This is a genomic window from Novosphingobium sp. BF6 (genome assembly GCF_058273105.1).
Genome location: NZ_CM177776.1, coordinates 1,014,011 through 1,032,862, shown reverse-complemented (window position 1 = coordinate 1,032,862; position 18,852 = coordinate 1,014,011). Strand labels below are relative to the sequence as shown.

The 18,852-nt window shown below is 62.9% G+C and carries 15 protein-coding genes; 8 read left to right on the top strand and 7 right to left on the bottom strand.

Annotated elements, in window-relative coordinates; genetic code table 11:
• The first annotated feature begins 46 nt into the window (after positions 1-46).
• The 6 genes from AC4D6D_RS19965 (at position 47) to AC4D6D_RS19940 (ending at position 6,113) form a co-directional block, all read left to right on the top strand.
• On the top strand, positions 47-955 hold the full coding sequence (locus AC4D6D_RS19965; RefSeq protein ID WP_491327274.1) for a LysR family transcriptional regulator: 909 nt from the start codon (positions 47-49) through the stop codon (positions 953-955).
• 95 nt (positions 956-1,050) lie between these two features.
• On the top strand, positions 1,051-2,166 hold the full coding sequence (locus tag AC4D6D_RS19960) for an FAD-dependent oxidoreductase (RefSeq protein WP_491327273.1): 1,116 nt from the start codon (positions 1,051-1,053) through the stop codon (positions 2,164-2,166).
• Positions 2,167-2,184: 18 nt separating this feature from the next.
• Positions 2,185-3,087, top strand: coding sequence for a VOC family protein (locus AC4D6D_RS19955; RefSeq protein ID WP_491327272.1), 903 nt, complete (start codon positions 2,185-2,187; stop codon positions 3,085-3,087).
• Positions 3,088-3,090: 3 nt separating this feature from the next.
• A complete protein-coding gene (locus tag AC4D6D_RS19950) occupies positions 3,091-4,248 on the top strand; it encodes an alpha/beta hydrolase family protein (RefSeq protein ID WP_491328718.1) in 1,158 nt (385 codons plus the stop codon).
• A gap of 103 nt (positions 4,249-4,351) precedes the next feature.
• Positions 4,352-5,143: a cyclase family protein gene (locus AC4D6D_RS19945; protein WP_334185825.1), complete on the top strand. Its 792-nt coding sequence runs from the start codon at positions 4,352-4,354 to the stop codon at positions 5,141-5,143.
• A gap of 4 nt (positions 5,144-5,147) precedes the next feature.
• On the top strand, positions 5,148-6,113 hold the full coding sequence (locus tag AC4D6D_RS19940; RefSeq protein ID WP_491328749.1) for a fumarylacetoacetate hydrolase family protein: 966 nt from the start codon (positions 5,148-5,150) through the stop codon (positions 6,111-6,113).
• 422 nt (positions 6,114-6,535) lie between these two features.
• Here the strand turns inward: AC4D6D_RS19940 and AC4D6D_RS19935 are convergent, their stop codons facing one another.
• The 3 genes from AC4D6D_RS19935 to AC4D6D_RS19925 all read right to left on the bottom strand — a co-directional run bounded on the left by AC4D6D_RS19935 (position 6,536) and on the right by AC4D6D_RS19925 (position 11,365).
• Positions 6,536-8,962 (bottom strand): PAS domain-containing protein, encoded by a 2,427-nt coding sequence (locus AC4D6D_RS19935; protein ID WP_491328748.1) that lies wholly within the window; start codon positions 8,960-8,962, stop codon positions 6,536-6,538.
• Positions 8,963-9,188: 226 nt separating this feature from the next.
• Entirely contained in the window at positions 9,189-10,445 is a 1,257-nt protein-coding gene (locus tag AC4D6D_RS19930) for an IS701 family transposase (RefSeq protein WP_491327331.1), read from the bottom strand.
• A gap of 185 nt (positions 10,446-10,630) precedes the next feature.
• On the bottom strand, positions 10,631-11,365 hold the full coding sequence (locus AC4D6D_RS19925; protein ID WP_491328747.1) for an AraC family transcriptional regulator: 735 nt from the start codon (positions 11,363-11,365) through the stop codon (positions 10,631-10,633).
• A 234-nt stretch (positions 11,366-11,599) separates the two neighbouring features.
• Here AC4D6D_RS19925 and AC4D6D_RS19920 point away from each other — a divergent pair, with 234 nt between their 5' ends.
• Positions 11,600-13,864 (top strand): TonB-dependent siderophore receptor, encoded by a 2,265-nt coding sequence (locus AC4D6D_RS19920; protein WP_491328746.1) that lies wholly within the window; start codon positions 11,600-11,602, stop codon positions 13,862-13,864.
• Positions 13,865-14,164: 300 nt separating this feature from the next.
• Here AC4D6D_RS19920 and AC4D6D_RS19915 read toward each other — a convergent pair whose 3' ends face one another.
• The 3 genes from AC4D6D_RS19915 to AC4D6D_RS19905 are packed head-to-tail and all read right to left on the bottom strand — an operon-like array spanning position 14,165 to position 15,839.
• On the bottom strand, positions 14,165-14,749 hold the full coding sequence (locus AC4D6D_RS19915; RefSeq protein ID WP_491328745.1) for an OsmC family protein: 585 nt from the start codon (positions 14,747-14,749) through the stop codon (positions 14,165-14,167).
• 29 nt (positions 14,750-14,778) lie between these two features.
• Complete coding sequence (locus AC4D6D_RS19910; RefSeq protein ID WP_491328744.1) at positions 14,779-15,684, bottom strand: hypothetical protein; 906 nt, start codon at positions 15,682-15,684, stop codon at positions 14,779-14,781.
• Positions 15,685-15,716: 32 nt separating this feature from the next.
• Positions 15,717-15,839 (bottom strand): hypothetical protein, encoded by a 123-nt coding sequence (locus AC4D6D_RS19905; RefSeq protein ID WP_491328743.1) that lies wholly within the window; start codon positions 15,837-15,839, stop codon positions 15,717-15,719.
• A gap of 169 nt (positions 15,840-16,008) precedes the next feature.
• On the opposite strand from AC4D6D_RS19905, the gene AC4D6D_RS19900 reads away from it, so the two are divergent.
• Positions 16,009-17,631: a bifunctional AfsR/SARP family transcriptional regulator/alpha/beta hydrolase gene (locus AC4D6D_RS19900; RefSeq protein WP_491328742.1), complete on the top strand. Its 1,623-nt coding sequence runs from the start codon at positions 16,009-16,011 to the stop codon at positions 17,629-17,631.
• Positions 17,632-17,682: 51 nt separating this feature from the next.
• Here AC4D6D_RS19900 and AC4D6D_RS19895 read toward each other — a convergent pair whose 3' ends face one another.
• Positions 17,683-18,816 (bottom strand): PepSY-associated TM helix domain-containing protein, encoded by a 1,134-nt coding sequence (locus AC4D6D_RS19895; RefSeq protein WP_491328779.1) that lies wholly within the window; start codon positions 18,814-18,816, stop codon positions 17,683-17,685.
• Positions 18,817-18,852: the final 36 nt, after the last annotated feature.

Sequence of the window (18,852 nt, the reverse complement as noted above, 5' to 3'; positions counted from 1 at the left end):
CATGAAACGGTTCGATATGCTGAAATCCTAGTCAGGAGATGGATGCATGCGGTTTCGAGGGCTCGATCTTAATCTTCTCAGCGCCCTCGACGTGCTCATACAGGAGCGCAGCGTCTCGGCAGCCGCGCGCAAACTCAATCTCAGCCAGCCTGCAATGAGCGCGGCACTGGCACGGCTGCGGGAATTCTTCGGCGACGACATCCTTGTCGTTCAGGGCAAGCGCATGTTTCCCACCGCGTTCGCCGAAGGGATGATCCCGCAGGTCCGCCAAGTGTTGCGCGGCGTGGAATCGATGCTGGCGAACCGCAGCCAGTTCGACCCCGCCACCGCAAGGCGCACTTTCCGGCTGATCGCGTCGGACTATGTCATCGCCTCCCTCATCGTCCCCCTGGTCGAACGCCTTTCGGCGCAGTCTCCCGGGATCATGTTGGACCTTGCCGCACCATCCGAACAAGGCGGCATCGAAATCGCCGAGGGGCGCGTCGATCTCCTGATCTCGCCCGATTACTACATCACAGGCGAGCATCCCAGCGAACTGCTGTTCGAGGAAACGCATGTGGTCGTGGGCTGGGAGGGCAATCCGCTAATGCAGGCGCCGCTGACCCTGGATGGCTTTCTTCAGGCGGGGCATGTCGGGGTACGGATCGGTGCCCAGCGGATGCCCGCCTTCGCAGATCGGCAGATGTCGGTGATGGGAATGTCCCGGCGGATCGAAGTGGAAACGCACTCCTTCCTGACCATCCCATTGTTGCTGACCGGAACCCGTCGACTTGCGTTGATGCAGGCACGTCTCGCGCGAAGGATGTGCCGCAGCTATCCCCTGGCGATGTGCGACCTCCCGTTCGAATTCCCGTTGATGCGTGAGATGATGCAGAACCATGCCACACGGCACGCCGACGAGGGTCTGCGCTGGCTGAAGGGCTTGCTGCGCGAACAAACGTTCACCAATCCATAATCACGCACGATAGATTGCGATAGAAACAATAGATTTCTAATATTCGTAGCTGCCCGGTACACCTACATCAGAACGAATGTTGGGTGGAGGCACTTTTGGAAAGCTACGGGATCTTGGTGGTCGGCGGCGGGATCGGCGGTCTTTCCGCAGCAATCGCGCTCAGCCGTGCGGGCCATGCGGTAACGGTGATCGAGCGCGACCCGGAGTGGTCTGTCTACGGTGTCGGCATCATCCAGCAGGCCAATGTCGTGCGGGCAATGGACCAGCTTGGTGTCCTCGACGCGTTTCTGGAAGCCGCCTGCGGCTTCGACGCAGTGGAAATCTATATTCCCGACGGCACGCGGGTGGCGCGTATTCCCGCCCCCAGTCTGGTGCCGGGCAAGCCGGCAAACGTCGGCATCGGCCGACGCGCCCTGCAAAAGGTCCTGGGCGACTGCGCGAAGGCGCTGGGTGCCGAGATCCGGCTTGGCGTAACCGCCACGAGCCTGGATGACTACGGGCAAGGCGTCGCTGTGGATTTCTCGGACGGCAGCACCCAGCGGTTCGATCTCGTCGTCGGCGCCGATGGAGTCTACTCGCAGACGCGCGAGGCGATCCTGCCCGATGCCGCAGCTCCCGAGTTTACCGGTCAGGGGGTATGGCGCTACAACTTCCCGCGCCCGGCCGATCTCGACGCCCTGCACGTCTACAACGGCCCGATCGGCGTCGGCCTGGTACCGATGAGCGCAGAGCAGATGTACCTCTTCGCCACCAGCCCCGAGCCGGGTAACCCGCATTATCCGCGCGAGGGACTCGCCGCCGCGATGCGCTCGAAGCTGGCGAACACCGCGCCTCAGATCCAGGCCTTGGCCGCGCAGATCACCGACGATGCCGGTGTTGTCTATCGCCCGCTGGAGGGGCTGATGGTCGAGGGGCCCTGGCATGCGGGCCGGGTCGTGCTGCTGGGCGATGCCGTCCACGCGACGACGCCGCATCTGGGGCAAGGCGCCGGCATGGCGATCGAGGACGCGCTGGTGCTGGCCGAGGAACTCGGTCGCCATGACGATCCCGAGGCCGCCTTCACCGCCTACCGCGACCGCCGTTTCGAACGCTGCCGCTATATCGTCGAGAAGTCGCTGGAGATCTGCCGCGGCCAGATCGGCAAGGGGCCGCCGGTCGATAACCACAAAGCTACAGCCGAGATGTTTGCCGTCGTCTCGCAGCCCATTTGATTACGCAAGGACTGACCCATGACCCGAGTAACCGAAATCCGCTATGTTGGATATGGTGTCGAGGACTTCGACGCCGAACGCGCCTTTTATATCGACGACTGGGGCCTGACCGAAGTGGCAGCAGAAGACGGCATGGCATGGTTCAAGACGCAGGGCCACGATGAACATCACGTCGTGCGCCTGCACAAGGCCGATGCCAGCTACGTCGAAGTGATGGCGTTCGCAGCAGATACCCGTGCCGACGTCGATGCTCTGCACGACAAGGTCGTCGCAGCAGGCTGCAAGATGATTCACGGCCCCCGTGATCTCACCGCACCGGGCGGCGGCTATGGCTTCCGCTTCTTCTCACCCGATGGTCTGCCTTTTGAAATCTCCGCCGATGTCGAGCGTTCGACCAAGCGATCGATGGAGCGCTGGGAAGGCATGCCGGTCAAGATCAGCCATATCGTCATGCACTCGCCGGATCACCAGGCGCTGGTGAAGTTCTTCACCGATGTGCTGGGCTTCAAGGTCAGCGACTGGCTGGGCGACTTCATGTGCTTCCTGCGCTGCAACGAAGCGCACCACCGCGTCGCCATCCTGCCCGGGCCGCCGTGCCTCAACCATGTCGCCTACGACATGCTGACGGTGGACGACATGTTCCGCGGTGCGCATCGTCTGAAGCAGCACGGCACCGATATCCGCTGGGGTCCGGGCCGCCACACGGCAGGCAACAACACCTTCAGCTACTTTGTTACGCCGGGCGGCTTCGCCGTCGAGTACAGCTCGGAACTGGAAGAAGTCGACTTCGAGAACCACCTCGACAAGGTCCACGTTCCCGGGCCGTTTGTCATGGACCAGTGGGGTATCGGGGTGGGCGGTCCGCAGACCATGCCGCATCCCAAGCCCGACGCGCGGCTGTTCCAGGCGGCGGAGGTCTGATCGGTGGCCCTCTTCGAATATTTCCCGAACTACATCTGGAACCTGTCGGTCGCGATCGCGATGGAATCGGGCGCGCAGCTCGGCGAGATCATCGACATGTGCCAACCGATCCGCGATGCGGCGGCAAACGGCGCCGATGCCGGAACCCCGCAGTTCATGAAGGCCTGGGCGGCGATGGGCGACAAGCTGCTCGATCTCGCCGCCGAGGACGAGGCGAAGGGCCGGGCGTTCTCCGCCTCCAACAAGCTGGAGCGCGCCTCGCTCTATCTCATCACCGCCGAGCGTATGCAGGGCCACGGGCACCCTGGCCGCACGGAGACGTATGCAAGGGCGCGCAAGGCTTTCGACCGCTCGACCGAACTGGGCAAGCTCAACCGCGAGCGCGTGGAAATCCCGCTGGAGACCGGCACGATGCCCGCGCTGTTCACCCGCGCGCCCGGCGAAGGGCCAAAGCCGGTCGTGGTGTTCTGCAACGGTCTCGATAGCTGCAAGGAACTGCTCTACTGGACCCGCCTGCCCGAAGAACTGGCGCGGCGCGGCATTTCCACGCTCTGCGTCGACCAGCCCGGTTCGGGCGAAGCGCTGCGCCTGCAAGGCCTGCCTGTCGATCCGCATTCCGAAAACTGGGCGAGCAAGGCGGTCGACTGGCTGGAGCAGCAGCCGGATGTCGATCCAGTACGGATCGGCATGACCGGAATCTCGCTCGGCGGTCACTTCGCGCCGCGCGCCGTTGCCTACGAGCCGCGCTTTGCCAGCGGCGCGGTCTGGGGCGCCAACCACAACTGGCGCGAAGTGCAGGACAAGCGCATGGCGCGCGAGGGCGAGAATCCTGTGCCGCACTACTGGGCGCACGTCCACTGGGCGTTCGGAGCAGAGGGGCAGGAGGACTTCCTGGCGAAATCCGAAGCGATGAACCTCAATGGCCACATGGATGCTATCCGCGTGCCGTTCCTCGTCACCCACGGCGCCAACGATCGCCAGATCAGCGTGGGCTACGCCGACGATCTCTATGACCAGCTGGTCAATTCGCCGCGCCGGGAGAAAGTGATCTTCACGCCCCGCGAAGGCGGCGTCGAGCACGTCGGCGCGGACAACATGGCCTATGGCCGCGATCTGATCAGCGACTGGTTCGCCGAGACCCTTGGTAGCAGAACAGCCTGAGCGGATCATAGCTTCCGGCGGCGGAATGCCGCCGGCAAAAACGGCGCGCCGCCCCACCCTCTCCTCCGGGGCGGCGCGTCAACAAAATAAAGGAAGGATGCCCATGACCCGCCGTTTCGTCGATCTGTCGATCACGCTCTGCAACGACGTGGTCAGTGACCCGCCGTTCCTGAAACCCGAAATTACCTACCAGACCCACATGGACACGGCGGGCGAACTGGACATGTTCTTCCCCGGCGTCACCGCCGCGGATACGCCCGACGGCGCCGGTTTCGCGGCGTCGGAATGGGTCAGGCTGACCACCCACAGCGGCACGCACCTCGATGCGCCCTATCACTTCCACCCGACCATGAACGGCAAGGACGGCAAGCCCGAGCGCTCGATCACCATCGACGAGGTGCCGCTCGAATGGTGCTTCCAGCCTGGCGTGAAGTTGGATTTCCGGCACTTCCCTGACGGCTACGTGGTCACTGCCAAGGACGTCGAGGCCGAACTGGCGCGGATCGGGCACGATCTGCAGCCGCTCGACATCGTGCTGGTCAACACCGCAGCGGGCAAGGCGCTGGGCCGCCCCGACTTCGTCAACGTGGGCTGCGGCATGGGATACGAAGCGACGATGTACCTGACCGAGCGCGGTGTGCGCGTAACCGGCACCGATGCCTGGAGCTGGGATGCACCGTTCAGCCACACCGCCCAGAAGGTGAAGGAAACCGGCGACACCTCGCTGATCTGGGAAGGCCACAAGGCGGGGCGCGACATCGGTTATTGCCACCTCGAAAAGCTGCACAATCTGGAAGTGCTGCCCGGCCACGGCTTCACGGTCTCCTGCTTCCCGCACAAGATCAAGGGCGCGTCTGCAGGCTGGACCCGCGCCGTCGCGATCTTCGAGGACTGAGCGAATGCGGCTTGCAACCATAGCGAACGGGTCGCCCGACGGGCAGCTGGTGGTCGTCTCTGCCGATGGCGCGCGGGCGCTCGCAGCGGATATCCCGAACCTGCTGGCCGCCATCACCGACTGGCGCGCGGCCGAGCCGGTGCTGTTTGCGTTGGCCAAACGGGTGAACGCAGGCCACGGCGAAGCCTTCGATCCCGCACTGCTGCGCGCACCGCTGCCGCGTTCCTGGCAATGGCTCGATGGCTCGGCCTTCGGCACGCACGGCGAACTGATGCAGATCGCCTTCAACCTGCCGCCGATCGAGACCGACCGCCCTTTGATGTACCAGGGTATGTCGGATCGGTTCTATGGCCCGGGCGATCCCGTACCGTTCGCCAACGAGGCGGATGGCATCGACTTCGAAGGCGAATTCGGCGTCATCGTCGACAGGGTTCCGATGGGCATCACCCCCGAGCAGGCGCTGGGCCACATCAAACTGGTTGTGCAGATCAACGACTGGTCGCTGCGCGCCATCGCACCCGTCGAGATGAAGACGGGCTTTGGCTGGGTTCAGGCCAAACCGCCCTGTTCAATGGCGCCCTTTGCGGTCACACCCACAGCGCTGGGCGAGGCCTGGCGAGACGGACGCGTCTGCATGGACCTCACCGTCGAATGGAATGGCAGGCCCTTCGGACGAGCCAACGGCGCCGCGATGGACTTCGGGTTCCACGATCTCATTGCCCACGCCGCGCGTACGAGGGAGCTCGTGGCCGGCACCATCATCGGCTCCGGCACCGTCTCCAACGCAAATTACGCCGAAGTCGGCTCCAGCTGCATCTCCGAAGTGCGCGCCATCGAGATCATCCGCGACGGCAAGCCAAAGACACCCTTCATGGCCTTTGGCGACACGATCCGCATGGAAGCCTCCACGGTCGATGGCTGGGCTCCATGTGGAATTATCGAGCAGGTCGTGAAACTTAAGGGAGATTGATTACAGTACGAATGGACTACCGCTGAGTTCGAGCTCGGTGTAAATTGATCCGATGACCAGATAAAAGCTCAGAATGACTTGATATAGCGATGTAAATTACAAATAAGACAGATGCCCACGATATCCGACATCTAGGGGGCAGCGGCGGAATGCCGGAAACTTCCCAGCGCCCCCGGATCTATGGAACCCCGGAATTGCTGATCGTCAGGTTCTGGGAAGATTATAGCGCTGACGAAACGACCAAGAGAGCGTACATAGCAAACGGAATGTCGGCTAACTGTATCGCGGTAGTGTCAGTTTTCCTGAGCTCTGCGGAGGATAGCGCTCTCGTAAAACAACTCTCGCAAGCCTCAAAACTGCGGCCATATCGTTCGGTTATAACGCACCCCCACCTCGCACCATTGCGGCCCCGAATGCGGCGATCATCCGCAGCTATTACCGTCAGATTCAATCATCGATTGCACTTGGCGAGCAAATTTATCCATCGTGAAGGGCTTGGTTAACATCGCCATTCCCCGTTCAAGAAATCCTGTCGGCAGCGCCGCATTTTCGGCGTAACCCGTCATGAAAAGGATTTTGAGATCGGGCCTGTCAACGCGCGCGGCGTCCGCAATCTGGCGGCCGTTCAATCCCGGCAATCCGATATCCGTCACAAGGAGGTCCACCCTCTCGGCCGATTGAAGGATTCTCAGCCCCTCGGGGCCGTCCGTCGCTTCGAGAGCGCGGTACCCAAGGTCTCCAAGTACTTCTTTTATGAGGCCGCGTACCACCGGTTCGTCCTCCACGACAAGAACCACTTCGCCTGAAGCCACTGCCGCATTCGGTTCCTGAGCGGCTACCACCGGTTGAGCCGGATCTTCGCTCATGCAGCGCGGCAGATAAATGCTGATCCTGGAGCCCCGGCCAAGTTCGGAGACTATTTCGACCCGGCCTTCCGATTGCCGAGCGAAACCGTAGATCATCGACAGCCCCAGACCGGTGCCCTCCCCTAACGGCTTCGTCGTGTAGAACGGCTCGAACGCACGTTCGATCGTTGCCTTGTCCATTCCGACGCCGGTATCCTCGACATTGATGCACACGTAGTCGCCGGGCGCTAGTTCGCCTCGGCCCGCAGCCTCGGCTTTATCAAAACGGCAATTGCGGGTTTCGATCGTAAGGCGTCCGCCATCAGGCATCGCATCACGCGCATTGATCACCAGGTTGAGTATCGCGCTTTCCAGTTGATTGGGATCGCAGCGCGTGCGCCACAGATCGCTTTCGAAATCGATGGCGACTGCGATGTCTTCGCCCAATGTGCGGCCGAGCAGATCTTCCATCGAACCGATCAGCGGATTGATTGACACGGGACGCGGGTCGAGCGGCTGGCGGCGCGAGAAAGCCAACAGACGATGCGTGAGTGCGGCCGCCCGATCCGCTGAACTCTTCGCGCCTTCGAGCCAGCGCAAAACGTCTCGTGTGTGCCCCTGCTCCAGCCTCTTCTGCATGATTTCAAGGGATCCGTTTATGCCCTGCAGGAGGTTGTTGAAGTCGTGAGCGATGCCGCCGGTCAGCTGCCCTACCGCTTCCATTTTCTGAGCCTGTCGCAAAGCGTCTTCGGCCGCCGCCAAAGCCTCATCGGCGAACTTCTGTTCGGTTACGTCGCGCCCGTAGGCGTAAACCAGCCCGTCTTCCATTGCAGTATGCCAGGAGACCCAGCGCGATCCTCCATCAACGGTGCGGAACCGGTTTTCGAACCCGACCAGATCCCCTTCGCTCAGCGCAGTCGCGAGTGCCTCGTTACTGGGAGCCAGATCGTCAGCGACGATGAAATCCGCAAAGGGTTTTCCGACCACGTCTTGCGCATGGAAGCCGAATATCCGGGTCCAGGATGGGCTGACCGCGCGGAAGACCCCATCGGCATCGACAACCACGACCAGGTCGCGGCTGTGAAGCCAGATCCGATCGGCCCGCCGCCGCTCTGCATCGAGCGCTGCGATGTTTGCGAGTGCTCCGCTTACCTGCCCAGCGATAAGACGAGCAAAGTCGGCCAAGCCCTCCTCGTCGCGGCGATAAGGATTTAGGGCAAGAACAAGTGATCCGAAGGCCGGCTGATCGCCGGGGCCGGGGATCGGGACGACGAGCGCTTCACGCGGGGCGATCTCCCAGGCGCCGACGGGCCAGGGAACATCACCTGGCAGCGCCACGCGTCGGGGCTGACCGGACGGTGCGCTGATGCCGTCATCCCAGTCGTGTCCCGCGATACCGGCCGCGTCAGGCGTGCACGCCACGTATCGGGTGCCCTGCGCCTCGTCGAACGCGAACAGAACAAAGGGAAAATCGTGCCGGTTACTCGCAAAGGCATCGCAGACGGCGGCTCGCACTTCGGCGTCGTCCATGGCGCCGACAAGATTGGCACCCAGACGCCTTAGTGTCTCAAGGCGGCGCTCGCCGATGACGCGCTCGGTTTCTTCGCTGACAATGCACAGCAGACCCTCCACATTCCCACCGACACCATAAAGCGGGCTGTAGGAAAAGCTGTGATAGGTCTCTTCGGGATGGCCGCTGCGTTCGAGCAAAAGAAGCAGGGCGCTGTTCCAGGTCGCTTCACCCGTCCGAACCTTCTCGACCTGATCTGCGACGTCATCGTAGACTTCCGCCCAGACCTCTCTGAAGGGTTTCGCCAACATGTCTGGATGCTTGATGCCCAGCGTCGGGATGTAGGCGTCGTTGTAGAAGAACAGCAGGTCGTCTCCCCAGCCCAGCCACATCTCGAACCGCGATGTCAGTAACATGCGCAAGGGAATCTTGAGCGCCTCCGGCCAATCGCACGGGTCGCCCAGAGCGGTGGTGCTCCAATCGTACTCTCGCATCCGGCGAGCCATCTCCGACTGGCCAGGAAAGAAGTCTTCCAGAGACCCGCTTGACAACAATTCCACTTCCCTCGCGCGGCATGCCATGACGCAAACGCGCAGAGTAATTTTTGGTTGCCGCGCCCAAGGCCGTCTCTAGCACTACTTTGGCAGAAGTTTGCTGGAATGCCTGATGAGGTTGCATCCGCAGTGAGGGCATTGCTCCGGCGGTGAGCGAGACAGGCGGTCAAGGATGGCCTGGCGCACTGCCGGCAAGGTGGGTTGGGGAGGCGGGCCAAGGACTCTTTTTTTTCCGCCCCGCCTGAGCGAGCCTTCGAGACTGCAGAAAGGCGTAGGCCATCATCGACATCAAGGCATGGCGGTGAAGTCCAGTCCAGGATCGTCCTTCGAAGTGATCCAACCCCAATTCTTCCTTGAGTTGCTGATGCGCTTGTTCGCAGATCCAGCGCGCTTTGATCGCGCCTGCGAGAGCCTTGATCGGAGTGTCGCGGGGCAGATTGGAGAGATAGTATTTTCGCTCGCCATTCGAGCGATGCTCACCCACCAGCCAGGCTTCCTCACCTGGCATGTGCTGGGCCCCGGCAGAGCCGATCCGCTGAGGCGCACCATCGGCAATGCGCACGCGCATGGCCGCAAAGCGGGCCGTCAGTCGTCCCTTGGTTCCCTTGCGCCAACTGACCTGCCACCACTTCGCAGTTTCGAGCATCGCGTGCGCGGCCATGGATTTGACGTCCGGCACATGCCGTACCCGAGGGCGACCGCGGCCTGCGACCGGGAAGATCAGTTGCACGTTGGTCGGATAGACCTTCTGGTGCCTGGGGATGCCGACAGCCCAGCAGAGGCCGCGTGTACTCAGCGCCTGCCGGAACGGAGCCGACAGCCCATAACCGGCATCAGCCAGCACACAGCCGAAGCGCACGCCGGCAGCGATGATGCGATCGATCTCCTCGATCGCGATCTCGGGCTTGGTGCGATATTCCTGCAAAGGAGCAGGCACGCCCGACTTGTCCATGCGAGCGGTATCGCTTGTCCAGCTTTCCGGCAGGAACAGTCGCAAGCTCAGCATGAGCGGAACTTCGCTCGAAGCCAGCGTCACCGACACCAGCGTCTGACAGTTGGCATTCTTCCCGAGCGCCGTGGCATACTGCGGCGCGACGCCAACCGAGGCCTTGCCCTTCTTTGGCAAGGCAGTGTCGTCGATGATCAGCCAGGCTCTATCGCCACCAACCAATTCATCCGCCTGGCTCCACAAGGTCGCTTCCAACGGGGCGCTGTCCCACAGACCGGCCCCGATGAAATGATGAAGCCGGTCATAAGGGATCGCATAAGAGCGGGCTGCCATGGGCTGGATGCTTTTGCGATCACCGGGTCCGATCAGACCAGCAATATAGGCTGGGCACATTCGACGCCGCGTCTTGTTCCCCAAGGCTTCCAGATAAGGCGCCAGCCAACGCTCAAGATCCGCCTGCCAGTCTTCGTCCATCGCCAGCCTCCGTCAAAGCTGGCTCCCCATGAATCACGCAATCAGCGACATGGGAATCCCAAAAATCATACTTCTGCCAAAGTAGTGCTAGTTCGCGTGGACAAAAGCCTTGAGCCATAGCCGGGATAGGCTCAATTGTAGCTGATTGCAGGGAAACCTGGGCGTTAAACAAGGAGATTAGATGATTAACTGAATGCCTCGAAGACACGATTGTAAGCGCGCCCAAGGCTCGCAACGCCGCTATAGCCGAGTTGAAAAGCGGCTTGCTGCAGAGTCAGTCCTTGAGACAGCAGCCCGTCGACATGATGCATGCGCAGTTGCTGATGCCACTTGCCCGGCGAGAGTCCGGTTTCCTCGCGAAAAGCGCGGGTAAAACTTCTGCGGCTCATGCCCACGTCTGCCGCCCAGGCATCGAGGTCGAGTGGACTCGCCGGATCCATATAGAGGCGATCGCACAAGGCGCGCAGGCGCGGGGACAGCGCCATGACCGGAGCGGTTGCGCCGATATCCGCGGCCTGCCCGATTTCATCAAGGATAAGCTGCGCCATCAGCGCATGCCGCTCCGCATGAGCCGATGTCTCTTCGTTCAGCAGGCACTCCACCAATGCATGAAGCAGAGGTGAAACCGCGATGACGCGCACGTTATCCGGCTGCGACGCGACCGAGGGGGCGACGTAAAAGGCATTATAGGCTGCCGGCCCGCGGCAGGTCACATCATGCACGACGCCAGCCGGAATCCACACGCCCCGCCCGGGCGGCAGGAAGATGCTCCGGCCCGGCGTCTGAACTACCGAGAAGCCTTCGATTCGATAGGAAAACTGCCCGCGATCATGGGTATGCGGCGGGTCGTAATAGCCATTCGACTGGCGCCCCCGAAACGCGACGACGGCACCGTCACGGCACAAGTCTGCACTGGTCACCTCCACGGGAGGCAACTGATCGGTTCGGGATTTCGCTCGGTTCATGGCAATCTGCAGACGTCGGAAGGGAGGAGGAGAACGGGTGGAAGATTCCGATCGGGCCAAAGAAGTGCCGATCGGGCCAAATCGCCACTCGCATTATTGCGAATGCCTCGCAAGACAAATAAGCGCGCCCTACCCCTGCGGTGCGACGTGATGGGGCGGCAACAGCACAATTTCCAAACAGGAGGAACCATGTTCACAACGATGCGGCGAGCCATCGCCCCTGGCACCGCGTGGATCGCGCTGGCCGTTTCGGGAATGGCCGCAACCGGCGCCCACGCTCAGACGGGCAGCCAGACCGGCCACCAGACCGACGGCACCGCAGAGAGCCGCATCGACGAAATCCTCGTCACCGGGCAGAGCGACGGATACCAGACCGGCGAGACCAACACCGCTACCAAGCTGCCGCTATCGCTGCGCGAAACGCCGCAGTCGGTCACCGTCATCACCCGCCAGCGGATCGAGGACTTCAATCTCATCACCGTGCAGGACGTGCTGGAGCAGACGCCCGGTGTCTCCGTCCAGTCCTATGACAGCAATCGCACCCGCTTCCAGGCCCGTGGCTTCACCATCACGAACTTCCAGCTCGACGGCGTGCCATCCAACTTCAACGTCGGCGCCAGCGGCAACAGCGTCATGCCCGATACCTCTATATTCGAGCGCATCGAGGTCGTGCGCGGCGCCGCCGGGCTTGTCACCGGGACGGGCGATCCTTCGGCCACGATCAACCTCGTGCGCAAGCGGCCGACCAACGACCTCAAGGCGAACGTCAGCCTCAACTATGGTTCGTGGGATTACGTCCGTGCAGAGGCCGATGTCGGCGGCCCGGTGATTGCCAGCGGCCGGATTCGCGCCCGTGCGGTCGCCGCCTACACGAGCAAGGACAGCTACGTCGATTTCCAGCACGATACCTCACCCAGCCTCTACGGCGTCGTCGAGGCGGACATTACCGAAACCACCCGCCTGCGCGCCGGTGTCGACTATCTCAAGACCGACAGCCGGGGCGGCTCGTGGAGCGGGGTACCGCTGTTCTTCAGCGACGGCACCCGCACCGACCTGCCCCGCTCCTACAGCGCCGCCGCGCGCTGGAACAACTGGCAGCGCGAAAACACCAATGCCTTCGCCGTTCTCGAACAGGAGATCGGCCGCTGGGTCGCCCGCACCGCCTACAACCACCGCTGGACCGATACCGAAAGCCTGCTGTTCGCCGGTTCCAACAGCACTTTCTTCCCGGATCGCGAGACCGGCCTCGGCCTCAACGTCGTCAACACTTACGGCATCTCACATACCCGCGAGGATTCCTTCGACGGTTACGCGACCGGTCCCTTGCGCCTGCTCGGGCGCGACCATGAACTGGTCTTCGGCGTCAACCACTACAACCGCGAACTGGAAACCGGCGCGACCACGCTGACGCCTGCCTACGGTCTTTCGACCTTCCGGGTGGGCACGACGACCTACACGGCGTTTCCCAGCATCTTCACCTGGGACGGCGACGTTTCGCGTCCCTCCACCACCGATCGCGGCTTCGCATCGAGCACCGACCGCACCCGCCAGACCAGCATCTACGGCGCCCTGCGCCTCAATCCCTTCGACGGGCTGAAAGTCATCCTCGGCGGCCGCTATACCGATGCCGACACGACGACGCGCACCTACAACACCACGACCGATCCGGGCGCGCTGACCCGCACAGCGAAAAGCGGAGACAACAAGTTTTCGCCCTATGCCGGTGTCGTCTGGGACCTGACCTCGCAGATCTCAGCCTTCGCCAGCTATGCGCAGGTCTTCACCGTGCAGAGCCAGCGAGACGTCAACAACGACCAGCTCGCACCGCTGACGGGCAGCAACTACGAATTCGGCCTGAAGGGCGAGTTCTTCGACAAGAAGCTCTATGCCGCACTCAGCGGTTTTCACATGAAGCAGGACAATGTTGCCGAACTCCTGACCGGTGCGACGCCGCTGCCGGACGGCAGCACACCCTACCGGGCAGTCAGCGGGGTCAAGACCTGGGGTGCGGAACTGGAAATCGCCGGTTCGATCACGCCCGACTGGCGGGTCGCCGGCGGCTACACTTACGTGCACAGCGAGAACGCCGACGGCAGCCGCTTCTCGCCCGATACGCCACAGCATCTGGCCAAGCTGAACACCACCTACAAGCTGGGCGCGCTCACGCTGGGCGGCGGCGGAACCTGGCAGAGCCGGATCTACCGCGCCATGCCGATCCCCACCGGCGCGTTCCAGGCGAACGGACAGCCGGTAACGGCAACGGGGAATGTCTCGCAGAGCAGCTACTTCCTGCTCGACCTGCTGCTGCGCTACGATCTCTCGCCCAATGTCAGCGTGGGCGTGAACGCGACCAACGTGCTCGACAAGACCTATTACCGCAACGTCGGCTTCTTCAATTCGGGCTGGTACGGCCAGCCGCGCCGGGTTCTGGGCAATCTGCGCTGGCATTTCTGAGCGATGCCGTAATCGCTACAAAATGGCTTGAAGATTGACTGCTCTTCGAGTTTCCCGCGAACGGGTATGCCAGCCTGCTTATGCGCGATCGGCAACAACGCGACCTCTTGCCAGTCGCCCCATGCAGAAGTGGGCCGGCACCTGGACCGGCCCCACTGGGACATCATGCCGACACGGCGAGAAGACATGGCAAGAGCGAACACGTTGCGAAGCAATGCCTGCGTGTTTGCCATGTCCTCCGTTTTGCCGGAAACGGCCGTATCCATTAAGACTTCACGGAAAGGACATGGAATAGCGTCACTAAACACCACCCCCGCAATCGCCAGTCAGCACTTCGATGCGGCCGTTCATGAAAATCGGTTGGGCCAGATTGAAGAAGTTCGGCGAGGTCTTCATCACCGCCTCATGGATGTCGCGGAACTGTTCGATGCTGCCGTTGCCGCCGATGCGCACGGTATAGTCGAGCTGGCGATAGCCGGCCGGAACGCTGTCATCGAGCCCCAGGAATCCCCGCAGGTCGAGCTGCCCGGCGGTCTCGATCTCCAGCCGGTCCAGCGCGATGCCGCGCACCGCGGCCTGAGCGACGTAGCCCACGGTCATGCAGGCGTTGAGGGCCGACATCAGCAGTTCCTGTGGATTCGGCGCGCTGTTCGTGCCCAGAAGCTCTTCGGGCTCGTCAGCGACAATCTTGAAGCGCCTTTCGATCCTTTCGCCGGCCAGTTCATAGGCTTCGATCACGGACTCGCTGCGCGTCCGTCCCGACCAGTGCGTGGTGACACGGAAGCCGACGCGAGCGGTGCCCGGGTCGGACTGAATGGCGGCGACGACGTCGGAAAGGGTCGCAAGATCGATCCCGTTGACGACATGCGGCACTGAATGTTCCATGGTGATTTCCTTTCTTCGCTATTGAATAGTCAGGCGTAGGCGGGGGCGATGGCGTCCAGCCGGGCAACGAATTCGGTCGAAAGCCGGGTCAGCGTCTGGCGGAAGCGGGGATGGGCCATGCCCGAACCCAGAAAAGTCCAGCGCGATGCCTGATGCTGCTGCTTAACCAGCCGCTCTCTCGTGTCCGGCGCCAGCGATCCGGTCCGGCTCTCCAGCACGGCGACGTTCATCGCCGCTTGCTGGGCCAGCCCGCCGTCCAGAAAGTCGACGATATCGAGATAGCCGCGAAATCCGGCCTCGATCTCTGTAGCATCGAGACCTTCGGCCAGTGCCTCCACCATCAGGGTATCTAGCCGCGCGTGCTGCGCTTCCTCCATCCAGTGGTGGCGCAGCAGGCTCTTGAACCGCGCTTCGATCTGGCGATCGCCGCGCACGGATTCGAGGTAATGGGCCTGCGTCATCCACTCGATATGCAGAATGGCTAGGGCGACCGAGAGCGGGGCCTGCGCCATGACGGCGCGCCCGATGGCCTCGGCCGGCCCGATCACCGGGCAAGATTCACCGAAGCCGCGCGAGAAGGTATCGGCGAAGCGGCGGAAGAGGTGGATATGCTTGGCCTCCTCGCCTGCGAATTGCAGAAGCGCGCGCACGCGCAGGTCGTCGCCGTTCAGCAGCGGCCGGGCGTGATCGAGCACGAAGGGCAGGATGAACTCCTCGACCAGCCCGAACAGGGCCAGGTATTCGTGCGCCCTGATCTGGTTGAGGAGCAGGCGCTCGCGGTCCGGAAGCCCGGAGTCACCCGTTCGCGCCAGGGTTTCCGGCAGGAACGGGCGGGTGAAATCCAGCTCGGCATCGCCTGGCAGCACGTCGTCGAGCTGCCAGGCGGCCTTCTGCGACGATGCGAGCACGTCGCCATAGGAAAAGGTTGCGTACATGGGCGGTTTCTCCGCTGAGGACGATCTAGCCGTCAGGCCAGCGCGAAGGCGCCGGCAAGGGGGCCGACGGCGGTGCTGACGGCGAGGCTGGAGGTCAGCGCTGCCAGCAGGCCGAGTGCGGCGCAGCGGGCGAATGCTTGAAGGGCAGTGTTCATGGAATGGGCCTTTCGCTTTGATCCCTGGCCCCCGATTGGGCCGGTAGGAATGTTGTGCGGCGGCCTCGTGAGAGTCGGCGTGGGAAGCGGCGTGGAAATTGGCGTTTGAAGCTCGATCTGCTAATTTACCACGCGCGGATGGCTGCTGGGGGGCAGCAAGGAAGGGTAGATGAAGGTGCGGATTGCCCTTGATCTTGTCGGTCCCATGGCGCTGCGCCGCCAGGGCGAAGGCGTTTCACTTCCTTCTTCCCGCAAGACGCGGGCGCTTCTCGCCTATCTGGCCGCCACCGACCGCCCGGCAAGGCGGGAGCACTTGTGCGGTCTGTTGTGGGACCTGCCTGACGATCCCCGGGGCGCGCTGCGCTGGAGCCTTTCCAAGATCCGCCCCCTCGTGGATGACGCGGATCGCGTCCGGCTGATAGCCGAGGGGGAGACCGTCTCGCTCGATTCTTCGGACATCTGCGTGGACTGGCGAAAACTGCGCGAGGTCGCCGGCGGCGATGTGCGCAAGGTCAATTCCGAAATCCTCGAAGCGGCCGTCGCGCCGGAGGGAGAGTTTCTGGAAGGCGCGGAGATGCGGGCCTGCGACACTTTCCAGGGCTGGCTGATGGCGATGCGGGAGGATACGCGGCGCTGGCAACTGACCATCCTGCGCGAACTGGTCGGCCGCTTTGCGGAACAGCAGGAGAGGCGCGAGCAGGCCCTTGCACTGGCGCGGCGTTGGTCGGCGCTCGATCCCTACGACGCGATCGCCCGCACCACGATGATCGACCTTTTGCGGTCAAGCGGGCGGGTGCAGGAGGCAGAGCAACAGCGCGGCGCGGCCATTCGCGCACTCGATGCGGCTGAATTGCGTGTTCCCGGCCAGCTTCGCACGAAGATCGGACCGTCCGGCGGCAGCGCCCCGGCAGACGCCAAGGTTGAGCTGGAGCCGCCACTGTACCAGCAAGTGCGCTTCTGCACGGCCCGGGACGGAACCGGGCTGGCCTATTCGAGCGTCGGCAGCGGTCCACCGCTTGTGAAGACCGCGAACTGGCTCAACCATCTCGAACACGATTTCGACAGCCCCGTCTGGCAGCACTGGATACGCAATCTGACGCAGTACCGCACCCTGTTCCGCTATGACGAGCGGGGCAATGGGCTGTCGGACTGGAACGTCCGCGACATCGGGTTCGAGGCTTTCGTCGACGATCTTTCCAGCGTCGTGGATGCGGCCGGGCTGGAGACCTTCGATCTGTTCGGCGTATCGCAGGGATGCAGCGTGGCGATCGCCTATGCAGTGCGCAATCCGGACAGGGTCCGTAAGCTGGTCCTCTACGGCGGCTATGCTCTGGGATGGGAACTGCGCGACACCCCCGACGAGGTCACGATGCGCCGGGCGATGGTCACGCTGACCGGCACGGGCTGGGGCAGGAACAATCCGGCATTCCGCCAGATGTTCACCTCGCTCTTCTTTCCCGACATGCCGCCTCAAGCGGCCGATTGGTTCAACGAACTCCAGAAGGTTTCGGCATCGCCCGAGAATGCCGTGAGGCTTCAGGAAGCCTTTGGGAAGATCGACGTGCGGGACATGGTGCCTCGGGTCGTAACGCCTACCCTGGTGCTTCATTCGGACAAGGATGCGGTTATTCCGTTCTCGTCGGGAAGAGGCCTGGCTGCGACTATTCCTCATTCGCAGTTCGTGCAGCTCGACAGCCTCAATCACCTGGTGCTCGAGGACGAGCCGGCCTGGCTGCGAGCCGCGAGCGCGATCCGGACTTTCCTGGAAGCCGAAATCCAATCCGGAAAGTGAGGTGCCGATCGATGGAACCGCCTTCGCGATCGAGCGGCACAGACAGACTGGCTACCCCATCAGGACGGACGGTGCCATAAGAAGAGCGCCGACAAGGAATGCGCAGCCGACCAGCCCCCACCAGGAAATCCCTCTCGCAGCGACACCCCAAGCGCCGCGCAATCGCGATGCGTAAATAATAATACCCGTCACAGCTAATCCGGTGAGCAGGCACCCGCAGAAGAACCAGGCGATCTTGCTTGCAAGGCCGCCCCATGTGCCGAAATGCAGCGGATCGGCCATCTCGGAGATGCGCTGGTGGGCAGACAGGGCTTTCCCTTCAATCCTCGCCACTACTCGGGATGTGTCTGGATCGACCCAGACGGCATTGGCTTTCTCCGTGGTCAGCCAGGATTGCGCGTCTCCCTGAAAGCCGACCGCGCCGACACCGGGGAACGGATACTGAACGCGGCGAATATCGAGATCCGGGAAGCTTCCACTCGCCCGTTCCGCCAGGCGATCCAGCGCTTCGCCGACAGGCTGTGCCTGCGGACGGTCGGTCTGCGACGCCGGGTCGAGGGGAAACAGCACCGGCGCAGATGCCCCCAGCAGTTCTACGAGATACCAGATGCTCGTCACGATCACGAGGGACAGGAACCACAGGCTCCACAAACCCGCCAAACGGTGCAGATCACCGCTGGCGGTGCGCCAGTCTCGCCAGCGGGGCCGACGCAGAAAGCCGCGCCAGAACTTCTTGTAGGTGACCAGGCCGCTTACAAGGGAAGCCAGCAGCACGAAGGCGAAACTGGTGACGAGGGGCAAGCCGATAGCAATCGGCAGCATCAGTCGGCGATGGAAATCGCGCAGAAACCTCTGGGCGCCGCCGAATCCGGCAACGCGGTTGACCGTGCCGGTCGCCGGATCGACGAGGACGCGGCGCCTGTGCCCGTCCGGGGCTTTCATGACGACGACCGTGGCGAACCAGGGATCCGGCCCGCGTTCGATCAGATCGATGTGGCCGCCGGGAACGGCGGCCAGGGCATTGCCGGCGATCGTTCCCCAGCTTGCCTGAGACTGCCGCCCCGGCGAGGCCCGCATGGCCGGATCGACAAGCCAGTCTATCTCGTTGCCGATGACGGCCAGCGTGCCCGACAGCAGGATCACCGTCAGGAACACCGAAAGCTTGAGGCCCAGCCAGGCATGAATGCGCCACCAGCGCGAACGCGGTTTCGGCGCCTTCTT

What these genes read in the sequence shown, in the direction of transcription:
- AC4D6D_RS19965 (WP_491327274.1), top strand. Translation starts at nt 47, where the DNA reads ATGCGGTTTCGAGGGCTCGATCTTAATCTTCTCAGCGCCCTCGACGTG.
- AC4D6D_RS19955 (WP_491327272.1), top strand. Translation starts at nt 2,185, where the DNA reads ATGACCCGAGTAACCGAAATCCGCTATGTTGGATATGGTGTCGAGGAC.
- AC4D6D_RS19945 (WP_334185825.1), top strand. Translation starts at nt 4,352, where the DNA reads ATGACCCGCCGTTTCGTCGATCTGTCGATCACGCTCTGCAACGACGTG.
- AC4D6D_RS19940 (WP_491328749.1), top strand. Translation starts at nt 5,148, where the DNA reads ATGCGGCTTGCAACCATAGCGAACGGGTCGCCCGACGGGCAGCTGGTG.
- AC4D6D_RS19935 (WP_491328748.1), bottom strand. Translation starts at nt 8,962, where the DNA reads ATGCGAGAGTACGATTGGAGCACCACCGCTCTGGGCGACCCGTGCGAT.
- AC4D6D_RS19930 (WP_491327331.1), bottom strand. Translation starts at nt 10,445, where the DNA reads ATGGACGAAGACTGGCAGGCGGATCTTGAGCGTTGGCTGGCGCCTTAT.
- AC4D6D_RS19920 (WP_491328746.1), top strand. Translation starts at nt 11,600, where the DNA reads ATGTTCACAACGATGCGGCGAGCCATCGCCCCTGGCACCGCGTGGATC.
- AC4D6D_RS19915 (WP_491328745.1), bottom strand. Translation starts at nt 14,749, where the DNA reads ATGGAACATTCAGTGCCGCATGTCGTCAACGGGATCGATCTTGCGACC.
- AC4D6D_RS19910 (WP_491328744.1), bottom strand. Translation starts at nt 15,684, where the DNA reads ATGTACGCAACCTTTTCCTATGGCGACGTGCTCGCATCGTCGCAGAAG.
- AC4D6D_RS19905 (WP_491328743.1), bottom strand. Translation starts at nt 15,839, where the DNA reads ATGAACACTGCCCTTCAAGCATTCGCCCGCTGCGCCGCACTCGGCCTG.
- AC4D6D_RS19900 (WP_491328742.1), top strand. Translation starts at nt 16,009, where the DNA reads ATGAAGGTGCGGATTGCCCTTGATCTTGTCGGTCCCATGGCGCTGCGC.